This window comes from Brachybacterium sp. Z12, from assembly GCF_014400405.1.
In the GTDB taxonomy this organism is placed as follows: Bacteria; Actinomycetota; Actinomycetes; order Actinomycetales; family Dermabacteraceae; genus Brachybacterium.
This window is the reverse complement of the sequence record NZ_CP060496.1, coordinates 3,270,535-3,281,821: the sequence shown is the minus strand read 5'-3', so window position 1 is coordinate 3,281,821 and position 11,287 is coordinate 3,270,535. Positions and strand designations below refer to the sequence as shown.

Annotated in this window: 9 protein-coding genes and 2 pseudogenes; 6 read left to right on the top strand and 5 right to left on the bottom strand. The window is 71.6% G+C overall.

The annotated features are described in order from the left end of the window. Positions 1–41 precede the first annotated feature (41 nt). A pseudogene (rhaI, locus tag H3H54_RS17255) lies at positions 42–1,242 on the bottom strand (L-rhamnose isomerase). 307 nt (positions 1,243–1,549) lie between these two features. Between rhaI and H3H54_RS17250 the strand changes: the two are divergent. From H3H54_RS17250 to H3H54_RS17235, 4 genes are all read left to right on the top strand, one after another. Further along, positions 1,550–2,821, top strand: coding sequence for an MFS transporter (locus H3H54_RS17250; RefSeq protein WP_262424820.1), 1,272 nt, complete (start codon positions 1,550–1,552; stop codon positions 2,819–2,821). Positions 2,822–3,026: 205 nt separating this feature from the next. Beyond that, positions 3,027–4,517 carry an alpha/beta hydrolase fold domain-containing protein gene (locus tag H3H54_RS17245; protein WP_262424819.1) on the top strand — a complete coding sequence of 497 codons (1,491 nt, stop codon included), beginning with the start codon at positions 3,027–3,029 and terminating at the stop codon, positions 4,515–4,517. 32 nt (positions 4,518–4,549) lie between these two features. Next, positions 4,550–5,548 (top strand): alpha/beta hydrolase, encoded by a 999-nt coding sequence (locus H3H54_RS17240; RefSeq protein WP_262424818.1) that lies wholly within the window; start codon positions 4,550–4,552, stop codon positions 5,546–5,548. 251 nt (positions 5,549–5,799) lie between these two features. Then, positions 5,800–7,773, top strand: coding sequence for a sugar phosphate isomerase/epimerase (locus tag H3H54_RS17235; protein WP_262424817.1), 1,974 nt, complete (start codon positions 5,800–5,802; stop codon positions 7,771–7,773). Between the two features lie 65 nt (positions 7,774–7,838). Here H3H54_RS17235 and H3H54_RS17230 read toward each other — a convergent pair whose 3' ends face one another. After that, positions 7,839–7,961 (bottom strand): hypothetical protein, encoded by a 123-nt coding sequence (locus H3H54_RS17230; RefSeq protein ID WP_262424816.1) that lies wholly within the window; start codon positions 7,959–7,961, stop codon positions 7,839–7,841. Between H3H54_RS17230 and H3H54_RS19250 the strand changes: the two are divergent. Both H3H54_RS19250 and H3H54_RS17225 read left to right on the top strand, forming a co-directional pair. Continuing rightward, a pseudogene (locus H3H54_RS19250) lies at positions 7,944–8,000 on the top strand (hypothetical protein); the annotation flags it as partial. The gene H3H54_RS17230 and the pseudogene H3H54_RS19250 sit on opposite strands and share 18 nt — an antisense overlap. A 28-nt stretch (positions 8,001–8,028) precedes the next feature. After that, positions 8,029–8,682 (top strand): DUF1206 domain-containing protein, encoded by a 654-nt coding sequence (locus H3H54_RS17225; protein ID WP_262424815.1) that lies wholly within the window; start codon positions 8,029–8,031, stop codon positions 8,680–8,682. On the opposite strand, the gene H3H54_RS17220 is transcribed toward H3H54_RS17225, so the two are convergent. The 3 genes from H3H54_RS17220 to H3H54_RS17210 form a co-directional block, all read right to left on the bottom strand. Next, positions 8,615–10,000, bottom strand: coding sequence for a glycoside hydrolase family 27 protein (locus H3H54_RS17220; protein ID WP_262424814.1), 1,386 nt, complete (start codon positions 9,998–10,000; stop codon positions 8,615–8,617). The two genes, H3H54_RS17225 and H3H54_RS17220, sit on opposite strands and share 68 nt — an antisense overlap. Positions 10,001–10,004: 4 nt before the next feature. Next, on the bottom strand, positions 10,005–10,238 hold the full coding sequence (locus H3H54_RS17215) for a D-arabinono-1,4-lactone oxidase (protein ID WP_262424813.1): 234 nt from the start codon (positions 10,236–10,238) through the stop codon (positions 10,005–10,007). Positions 10,239–10,838: 600 nt separating this feature from the next. After that, positions 10,839–11,273 (bottom strand): hypothetical protein, encoded by a 435-nt coding sequence (locus H3H54_RS17210; RefSeq protein ID WP_262424812.1) that lies wholly within the window; start codon positions 11,271–11,273, stop codon positions 10,839–10,841. Positions 11,274–11,287 lie beyond the last annotated feature (14 nt).

The window sequence follows — 11,287 nt, the reverse complement described above, 5'->3', positions numbered from 1 at the left end:
TGTCGAAAACGCGGCGCGAGAGGCGCGCCGACGGGGAGCGCTCAGGCGCCCCAGCCGGCCTGGTTGCCGCCGACGCGCTCGGCGGCGACCTTCTCCTCGTAGCCGCTGGCACGGAACGCGGCGAAGGGATCGGCGGGCAGGCCCCGCTCTTCGCGCAGCGCGGCCAGGGCCGGGCGCACGTCGGTCCAGAACGCGTCCATCAGAATCGCGTTGGCCTCCATGACGTCGTTGCGCTCCTGCGCATCGGCGAGGGCCTCACGATCCACCAGCAGGGTCTTCGCGAGGGTCTCCTGCACGTTCAGCACGGAACGGATCTGGGCCTGGATCTTGGACTCGAGGTAGTGGCACTGATCGAGCATGAAGTTCACGCCCGCCTCGGGCCGGTGCGCACCCTGCTGCACGATTTCGAACAGGATGCGGAACAGCTGGAACGGATCCGCAGAGCCGACGATCAGGTCGTCGTCGGCGTAGTTGCGGGAGTTGAAGTCGAAGGCGCCGAGCCGGTTCTGGCGCAGCAGCTGGGCGACGATGAACTCGATGTTCGTACCGGGGGCATGGTGGCCTGTGTCAAGGACGACCAGCGCCTTCTCGCCGAGGGCGAGGCAGTGCAGCAGGCTCGTGCCCCAGTCCGGGACGTCGGTGTGGTAGAACGCCGGCTCGAAGAACTTGTACTCGAGCACCAGGCGCTCGTCGTCCCCGAGGCCCTGGTAGATCTCCTGCAGCGATTCGGCCAGGCGGTCCTGGCGGGCGCGGATCGAGTCCTGGCCGGCGTAGTTGGTGCCGTCGGCCAGCCAGATCTTCATCTCCTTCGAGCCGGTGGCGCGCATGACGTCGATGCACTCGAGGTGATGGTCGATCGCGCGCCGGCGGATGGTCTTGTCCCCGTTGGTGAGGGAGCCGAACTTGTACTCCTCGTCCTGGAAGGTGTTGGAGTTGATCATGCCGATGCGCACGCCCTGCTCGTCGGCGAACTTCTTCAGCTGCCCGAAGTCCTCGACCTTGTCCCAGGGGTAGTGCAAGGAGACCCGCGGCGCGGAGCCCGTGAAGGCGTTGGTCTGGGCGGCGTCCGCGATCTTCTCGAAGGGTCGCGCGGCGTGCCGGGGTGCCGAACACCTTGAAGCGGGTGCCGGAGTTGCCGTAGCCCCAGCTGGGCACCTCGATCGTGAAGTCGGTGAGGTCGCGGGCGACGTCGGCGGGGAAGGCGGTGGGTGTGGTCACGGTGGCGGGCTCCTCGGAGAACATGCCCCGCACGGTCCTGCTCCTCAGCGATGAGGGCAGGGATCCGGGCGGGCCAGAGACGGCTGCGGTCGGAACATCGGTGGTTGAAACGACTCAAGTTCGAGAGTAGCATCGTCGCCGCGCTCCCGACAAGGGAATGCGCAGCGGCTGATGGTGTCCATCGGCCGCGGCAACGACGCCAGCAAGTCGGCACCAGGGAGGCCACCGTCATGATGTCCCCAGATCACCGCGCCCAGAGCGGCGAGGCGCCGGGAGGGCCCATCGCCTCCGCACAGGGAGGGCGCAACTCCGCCGAGCCGCCGGCGCCGCGGTGCGCGGCTGGAAAGCCACGATCGCGGTCTCGATGTCCAACTACATCGAGGCCGGATCCATCATTGCGCTGGCCACCAGCCTCACGTTCTGGCAGGAGTACTTCGGCTTCTCGAACTGGATCGTGGGCCTTGTCGCGGCGCTCTCGGCCAACGCCTTCGGTGCAGGAATCGGTGCGCTGATCGGTGGGCCCCTCGGCGACCGCTACGGCCGCAAGTTCATCTACACCTACGACCTGATCCTGTACATGGTCGGCACACTGTTCGTCATCTGCGCGGTGCAGGCGTGGATGCTCGTGCTGGGCGTCATCCTCACCGGCATCGCCGTCGGCGCCGGCGTGCCCGTCGCCTGGACGTACATCGCTGAGCAGGCACCGCACAAGAGGCGCGCTCGCCATGTCGGCACCGCGCAGCTCGCCTGGTCGCTCGGGCCGGCCATCGTCTTCGCACTCGCCACTGCGCTCGTGCCGCTGGGCCTGTTCGGCTCCCGCATCATCTTCGTGCACCTGTTCGTGATCGCCTTGATCACCTGGTGGGTGCGCCGCGGACTCGCTGAATCCGATATCTGGACCGCGCAGAAGAAGGAGCGCGACGAGGCGGTCGCCGCGGGCCGCAGCGTGAAGCACCGCGGGCTGCGCGAGCTCCTCTCGCATCCGAAGAACATCACGGCCCTCCTCTTCCTGGTCGGCGTCTACGCCCTGTGGAACACGGTCGCCGGACAGATGGGCATCTTCATGCCGCGCGTCTACGAGACCGCAGGCGTCGCTGACCCCGCGCACCAGAACCTCCTGCAGGTGCTGCTGTGGACCATGACCGTGGTCGCCACCTATCTCGGCTTCATGCTGCTCGGCGACAAGGTCGACCGACGATTGCTCTACGGGATCGGCGCCGGGCTGGGCATCGTCGCGTGGATGCTCCTGGTGTTCGCGCACGTCACCACACCCCTGCTCATCCTCTTCGCGGTCCTCTGGGGCATTTCGGCTGGCATCGGCGCGCAGGCCTTCTACGCCCTGTGGACGGCCGAGATGTTCGCGACCGCATACCGAGCGAGCGCGCAGGGCGTGCTGTTCTTCGTCGCCCGCATCGCCGTGGGCTTGCTCAGCTACTTCTTCCCCGTCCTTCTGGCCTCGCAGGGCGTGCCGGCAGTCGGCATGATCATGATCGCGCTGCTGCTCGCCTCTCTCGTCATCGGGGTTGTCGGCGCGCCGAACACGCGCGGGAAGACCCTCGAGGAGATCGAGGTCGAGCGCTACGGCGAGCGGGTGCAGGCCTGAGAGGGAGCCCTCCCTTGCCGGATGTGTGGTGGTGGCATCGAGCCAGGTTCCACGCCGTGAAGGCGGTCGAGGAGCGTCTGCATGTCCAGCTGGCCGATCTCGCGCCCGGGCCGTCGCCCGTCGCGCGGTCTCTGACACTGTCAACGCCTTTTTTGGAGGAAGTCGTATGGGTATGTCCGCGCATGACACGAATGCACAAGGTCCCGTGAACGGTTCCAGCACAGGTGCGGCAGAGCCCGCCCCAGACCTGGCCGCACTGCTCGCCACCAGCCCCGCCCGCAGCCCTCACCGCTGCTGCTTCCTGCTGCACGTGCGCCCGGAGAAGCTCACCGAGTACGTCGCCGCCCATCAGGACGTCTGGGAAGAGATGCGCACTGCGCTGACGGATGCCGGCTGGCGCAACTACTCGCTGTTCCTGCGGGCGGAGGACGGCATGGTCGTGGGCTACTTCGAGGCCGACGACGTCGACGCCGCGCAGGAGGCGATGGGCCGCGCCGCGATCTCCCCGCGCTGGGAGGCGGCGATGGGGAGTACTTCGCCCCCGGCGGCGGGGAGAAGCAGGTGCTGCCGCAGTACTTCCACCTGCCCTGAGCGTCCACACATGGCGGACAGCGCTTGCCGTGCGGCTTGTGCTGTCGCATCCTTCTCGGATCACCTCTCGTCCCGACCCGCAGGAGACCCCGTGCCCGCCATCTCGGACACACCCCAGCCCGCCGTCCCCATGCGCGATCGCCTGCCCGCCCTGCGCGGCGCCGCCACCTGGGACGAGGTCGATCCCGCCGCGCTCGCGGCCTGGGACGCCCCGTACGGCCCGCACGAGCAGTGGGACCTGCGCATCGAGGACCGCGAGGTCCCAGGCCCATACGGGCCGGTGCCCGTGCGGGTCTACACCCCGGCCGCCCCCGCGACCGCTGCACGGCCGGTCCTGGTGTGGTGCCACGGCGGAGGCTTCATGCACGGGGACCTCGACATGCCCGAGGCCGACGCGGTCGCCCGCGGCGTCGCGGGCCGCGCGGGAGCGGTCGTCGTCTCGGTCGACTACCGGCTGTGCGACGAACCGCCCGAGCTCGGCGGTCGTCGTGCCCGCCGCCTCCCCGGCCCCGAGGTCGTGGTGCGCGCCCCGATCCCTCTCCAGGACCTGGTCGCAGCGGTGCGATGGACGCGCCAGAACGCGACTGAGCTCGGGATCGACGGACAGCGTCTCGCGCTCGGCGGGGCGAGCGCCGGCGGGAACCTCGCCGCGGCGACCACGCTCCACCTCGCCCAGCGGGGTGAGAGCCCGGCGGCGTCGCTGCTGCTGTACCCGGTCGCGCATCCGGTGAGTCCCGAGCCCACCGCGGAGGAGACCGAGGTGCTCGCGGGCGTCCCCCAGATGATGCGGTTCAACCGGTCCACGATGACCCTGATGTCGGAGAACTACCTCGGCAGGCCGCTGGCTGACGCCACGACCGACGACTTCCCGGGCCTGGGCACGCCCGAGCAGCTGTCCGTGCTGCCCCGGACGTATATCGAATCGGATGAGTTCGACGATCTGCGCATCAGCGCGCGCCGGTACGCCGAGCAGCTCACCGCGGCAGGCGTCGCGGTCGAGTACGTGGTGCGCGAGGGCGTCGCCCACGGCCATCTGAACCGGATCGGACTGCCCGAGGCCGCGCAGACCATGGACCGCCTGGCCGAGATCCTCACCGACCTCTGACCCCGGCACTGCCCCGAGAGGACCTTCCCCCGATGACCGTCACCGCCCCCGCCGAGATGGAGCGCCGCCTGCGCACCCTCGCCGACGCCACCTCCCACGGACCGCTCAGCCCGCAGGACGAGGCCGCCTGGAACGCCCCCTACGGCCGCCCCGAACGCTGGGACCTGCGCATCCAGGACTGGGAGGCACCGGGCCCGCACGGCCCCGTCCCGGTGCGGGTCTACACCCCGATCGCCCCGGCGAGCGGTCCGCGTGCCGTGCTCGTCTTCTGCCACGGGGGCTCCTTCCAGCACGGGGACCTGGACATGCCCGAGGGCGACCACACCGCTCGCGGGGTAGCCGGCCGGGCCGATGCCGTGGTCGTCTCCGTCGACTACCGGCTGTGCGACGAGCCGGCCGGTGGCAGCCCCGCCCGTCAGCTCCCCGGCACCGATCCAGCCCTCGAAGTGCGCGCACCGATCCCGTGCGATGACGTGATCGCCGCGGTGGACTGGACCCGCGCCCACGCCGAGCAGCTCGGCATCGACCCGGACCGCCTCGCGCTCGGTGGGGCGAGCGCCGGTGGGAACCTCGCCGCGGCCGCCTCGCTGCGCCTGGCCGCGCAGGGACGGGCCCCCGCGCTGTCCCTGCTGATGTACCTGGTCGCGCATCCGCTGAACCCTGAGGCCACCGAGGAGGAGGCCGCGGCGCTCGCCGAGTTGCCCGAGATGCTGCGTTTCACCCCGCAGAAGATGCGCCGCATGAGCGAGAACTACCTCGGCGGGCCCCTCGAAGACGCCACCGCCCACGACTTCCCGGGCCTGGGCACGCGTGAGCAGCTGTCCGTGCTGCCCCGCACCTACATCGAGTCCGACGAGTTCGACGACCTGCGCACCAGCGCCCGCCGCTACGCCGAGCAGCTCGCCGAGGCCGGGGTCGAGGTCGAGTACGAGGTGCGCGGCGGCGTCACCCACGGCCACCTGAACAAGATCGGTCTGCCCCAGGCCGCCGACTCCCGCGATCGCATGGCCGCCCTGCTGAAGGAGATCTGAGACAGTGGAGCACGGGATCCTCACCGACCGCGCCGGCACCGCCGCCGCCTACGCCGCGGGCGCCGACTACGTCGAGCCCACCATCCTGCACAACCTCCTGGTCCAGGACGCCGACGGGACCTGGCAGGAGGCGCCGCTGACCGACGCCTGGCAGCCGGCGCCCCTCCTTCGCCGTCATCGCGCCGGCTGGCCTCGGCCTCGCCGACCCCGCCGCCGACCCCGGCGTCATCGCCGGTCACCTGCGCCTGGTGATGACCGCCGCGGCCCGGCGTGCCCGCCCCGGCGCCACGATCGTGCTGGGCAGCGGCGCCGCACGATCCACCCCCGAGGGCGTGGACCCCGCCGCGGCGCGGGCCCAGCTCGCCCGCTCCGTGCGCCTGGCCCGGGACCTCGCCGCCGAGCACGGCCTCGAGGCGATCCTCGAACCGCTCCACCGCGGGGAGACCGACCAGATCAACAGCATCGCGGAAGCCATCGCCTTCCTCGACGAGCACGATCTCGGCGACATGCGCGTGGTCGCCGACCTCTTCCACATCATGGCCGAGCAGGAGAGCCTCGAGGTGGTGCGCGAGCACGCCGGACGCGTCGCCCACGCCCACATCGCCGACACCGACCGTCGGCCGCCCGGCCAGGGCGACTGGCCGCTGCGCGCCTTCCTCGCCTCCCTGCGCGAGGGCGGCTACCGCGGCGCCGTCTCGATCGAATGCCACTGGCAGGACCTCGCCGCCGAGGCGGCGGGCGCGCTCGCCGCGCTGCGCGAGGCCGACGGGATCCCCGCCGCCCCCACCACCCGCGAGACCCCCGAATCGCAGGCCGCTGCCGGTGAGCTGGTCACCGTCTCACCCGCCCCCACCACCGCCCGCACCGCGCTGATCAGCCACAACGGCGGCTGGTGCTGGTTCCAGGACGAGCGCGCCCTGGTCGACGCCGCGACCGGCACGCTGCTGCTCGGAGCAGTCGCCTCCACCGGCGGGGCCGACGGCGAGCGGCGCGGAGGGGACGTGAACCTGCACGTGGTGGACCTCGACCGGCTCGGTGAACCGGGCTCCGCCCGCACCGTCGTGCTCCATGAGAGCCTCGAATCCGATGACCACGACAACCCGGCGCTGTGGCGCCGGGCCGACGGGCGCTGGGTCGCCGTCTACAGCCGTCACAAGAGCGACGACCTCACCCGCTGGCGGGTCAGCGAGACCGCCGACCCGACTGTCTGGGGCGAGGAGCGAGCGCTGGACTGGACCACTCTGTTCGAGTCCCCGGAGCAGATGCGGACCCTCGGCGGCGGGCGCGGCGTCACCTACCAGAACGTGCACCGTCTGGACGGCGTGCTGCACTGCTTCGTGCGCGCCATCAACGATGACCCCTGCTATCTCGTCTCCCACGACGACGGCGAGACCTGGGAGTTCGGCGGACGCCTGCTGACCCGCGCGAAGGTCGGCTACGTCAACGGATACGCCCGCTACGCCTCCGGCACCCACCTCGGCGCCGAGGACCGGATCGACCTGGTCATCACCGAGCACCATCCCCGCGACTACGCCACCTCCATCTGGCACGGCTACCTCGCAGGCGGCCGCCTGCATCGGGCCGACGGGACCGCGGTGGGCGAGCTGGGCCGCGGCCTCGCACAGACCGCGCCGCGGGCCGAGGACCTCACCTGCGTGCTCGCCAGCGGCTCCACCTGGGGCGGCGCCACGATGACCCACGCCTGGACCACCGACCTGCGACGCTTCGCGGACGGCACGCTGGTGGCGCTGATGACCGCCCGGGCTGACGACACCCTCGGCACCGACACCAGTCGCCGCGAGACCGCACCGATCGACCACCGCTTCCTGTGGGCCGTGCTCGCCCCGGGCCAGAGCGAATGGCAGGTACGCCACCTCGCGCACGCCGGCCCGCAGCTGCTCGCCCACGAGGAGGACTACACCGGCCTCGGCACGATCGACCCGTCGGACCCGGACTCCCTGTGGATCTCCACCGTGGTCGATCCGCGCGACGGCACCGCGCTGAGCGTCCACGAGATCTTCCACGGCCGCACCCGCGATGCCGGGAGCAGCTGGACCTGGACCCCGGTCACCGAGGGCTCGGCCGTGAGCAACTTCCGCCCGATCGCCGTGCCCGGCGACCCGGAGCGTGAGGTGCTCTCCTGGTACCGCGGCGAGATGCGCTCCTCGCAGAACTACGACGCGGAGGTGCTGGTGCGGGTGGACGCACGACGCCCCCGCGCGTGACCGCCTGGTCGGTCGTGGCAGCGACCCGCTCCTGAGGCCGCCCGCCGCTCTACAGTGATCCCATGTCAGCAGCCAGGAATGCACGTGAGGGCGCCGAGGCCGTCGAGGATGCCGCACAGGACGTCACCGAGCATCCCGCCTTCCAGGCCGTCGCCCGTGGCGGCTTCGTGATGAGCGGGATCGTCCACGCCCTGATCGGGGCGATCGCCCTGCGCATGGCCTTCGGCGGCTCCTCCGAGAACGCGGACCAGTCCGGTGCGCTGCAGGCGATCGCCTCGGCGCCGGGGCGGGAACATCCTGCTGTGGATCGGCGGGATCGCGATGGCCGCGCTGGCGCTGTGGCACCTGGCCGAGGCATGGTTCGGCGCCCGTGCCTCCTCCCGCGAGGCGAAGAAGCGGGTGTGGCACGTGGTCAAGGCGCTCGGCAAGGCCGTGGTCTATGCGGCGCTGGCCGTGACCTCCCTGCGCTTCGCGGCCGGTGCCGGCAGCGATTCGGGGGAGCAGACCTCGTCGATGACCGCCGGGCTGATGGGCAGCGCCGGCGGGCGCGCCGCCGTGGTGGCGGTGGGCCTGGTGGTCGTCGTGATCGGCTTCGCCCACGTGTACATCGGCGCGAGCCGACGCTTCGAGGACCAGCTGCGCGTGCCCCGCGGCAAGGAGGTGGCCCGCGCGATCGTGGTGACCGGCGTGCTCGGCTACATCGCCAAGGGCATCGCCCTGGTGGGCGTGGGCCTGCTGTTCGGCTGGGCCGGCCTCGGCGCGGATCCGGAGAAGGCGACCGGGCTCGACGGCGCGCTGAAGACGATGGCCGATCTCCCCGCCGGTTCCGTGGTGCTCGCGATCATCGGCGCCGGACTCGTGCTCTTCGGCCTCTACTCGGTGCTGCGCTCGCGCTACGCGCCGATGTGAGCTCAGCCCACCGCCGGATACCGCAGCAGCACCGCCCCGTGTGGGGGATCCGCACGTCGAGCGCGGTCGAGCCGGGGGCGACGCCGCGTGCCTCGTCGGACTGCACGCTCACCGCACGTGCCGGCACGATCTCGCCCGACCACAGCTCCCGCACCTCACCCTCGAGCATTGCGGGCAGGCCCACGTCCTGACTGTCGAGGGAGACCGCGAGCTCGTCCTCGCCGGTGTTGAAGGCGGCGACATAGCGCTCGCCGCGGGGCCCTCCGGCGGTCCACAGGATCAGCGGATCCTCCCGGAATACCTCGCGCGCGCCGTGCCCCTCGCGGTGCACCGCGAGCACGTCGGCATTCGACAGCAGCGCGATCGTCGCCGGATCGGAGCTGGGCAGGTCCCCGCCCACCATCAGCGGGGAGCGCGCGATCACCCACAGCGTCATCAGGGTGCGGCGCTCGTCCGGGGTGAGCAGGTCATCGCGGGGTTCGCCACGCTCGGCACGGATCCCGATCCGGCCCAGCGGCAGCATGTCGCCGTCGGCCCAGCCCTCGGGACCGGCATGCGGGGCCCAGCGGGCGAAGCGGGCGAAGTTCGCCTCGATGTCCTCCCACTGGTCCCACAGATCATCGCAGATCCGCCACATGGTGGCGTGCTCGCGCAGGTGCGGAAGGCGGGTCAGCGACAGGTCCCGTCCCGGGGAGAGGCTCAGCCGCACCGGCCGCCCGCAGCCCTCGATCGCCGCGGAGAACGCCTCGATCTCGGCGGCCTGGTACGGCCACAGCATGTCGTCGACCTTGAGGAAGTCCACGCCCCATCCCGCGTACAGCGCGAGCACCGAGTCGTAGTAGGCGTGAGCTCCGGGCACGGAGTGGTCGATGCCCACCATGTGCGGGTTCCACTCGCAGGAGTTGGTGGGGTCGGCGATGTCCGAGGCGCGCAGGTCGGTGCCGAGGACCGGGGCATCCGCCTCGACGGCGCGGCGCGGGATCCCCCGCATCACGTGGATCCCCAGGCGCAGGCCGAGCGCATGGACCTGCTCCGCGAGCGGCCCGAAACCGGCCCCGTCCGCGGCGCTCGGGAAGCGGCCCGGGTCCGGCAGCAGCCGGCCGTGCTCGTCCATCACCAGCGGGGCGCCGACGTTGTAGCCATGAGAGCGGGCCGAGGGGTCCGACCAGTCGATGTCGACCACCACCGTGTCCCAGCCGTAGGGCGCCAGGTGCTCCGCGAGGAAGCGGGCATTGGCCAGCACCTCCGCCTCGGTGACGGTGGTGCCGTAGCTGTCCCAGGAGTTCCAGCCCATCGGCGGGCGAGCGGCAGCGGTCATGGGGTCACTCTCCGAGCAGTCGGTCGACGTAGGCGTTGCTGAAGGTGCGACGCGGATCCAGCTGCTCGCGCAGGGTCAGGAAGTCGCCCAGCCGCGGGTACTGCGCGCGCACCTGTCCCGGTGCGAGGGTGAAGACCTTCCCCCAGTGCGGCCGGGGCGTGAACGGAGCCAGGCGCTCCTCGATCTCGGGCAGCAGCGCCTCGACCTGCGCTGGGAGCTGCTTCCAGGTGAAGTGCACGCAGGCGCTGTCGCGGCCGTGCGCGGGGAGAGCCACAGCTCGTCGGCGGCGACGGTCCGCACCTCCGAGGCGTGCAGCAGCGGGCGGATCCGCTCGCCGAGCTCGCTCACCGTGGCCAGCGTCGCGGCCAGGTCCTCCCGCGCGACGAAGTACTCCGACTGGATCTCCTCGCCGCTGCTCGGGGTGAACTCGAGCCGGAAGTGCGGCAGGCGCTCATGCGGGGGACCGGGCTCACCGCTCTGGTCGGTGCAGAAGTCCGCCGGCATCCCGGGCAGCGGATGCACTGGCCGACGGGCACGCCGCCCGCCCAGCCAGGTCTCCGGCAGCTCCTCGTTCACGCCGACGACCTGCTTCACCCAGGCCTGGTCGATCCGCCCGTCCCAGTGGTGGAACAGGCTCACGCTGCTCCCGCCCGCGAGCATGGCCAGCAGGTCCTCGCCGCCCATGCGTTCGGCGGGGAAGTCGAGGTGGACGCTCTGGCGCATCGGTGCGGCGGGGATCAGATCGAGCGTCAGATGGGTGACGATGCCGAGCGTGCCGAGCGCGAGCACCGCCCCGTCGAAGATCTCCGGATCCGCGTCACGGGACAGCGAGATCAGGTCACCGCCGGCAGTGACCAGCTCGATCGCCCGCACCGCGGAAGCCAGCGAACGGTGACCATCCCCGAGCCGTGGGTGCCGGTCGCGCTCGCCCCACCCACCGAGATGTGGGGGAGGGAGCCCATGTTCGACAGCGCCAGGCCGTGCTCGGCCGCCGCGAGCGCCAGCTCCCGTACCGCACCCCGGCCGCGACCCGCGCGGTGCGCGCCGGGGTGTCGAAATCGAGGTCCGCTGGCATCTTCGACAGGGTCACCAGCGGCCCGTCGCTCGCCGCGACCTGTGAGAACGAGTGCCGCGTGCCGAGCGCGCGGATCCGTGGGCTGCGGCCCACCAGAGCGCGCAGCTCCGCGACCGTGGTCGGGGCATGCAGTGGTCCGGGCCCGTAGTTCACGGTCCCGGACCAGCTGCGGCCGGGCACCTCGAGGGCGTCCGTCATGGTGCCGGCGTCCC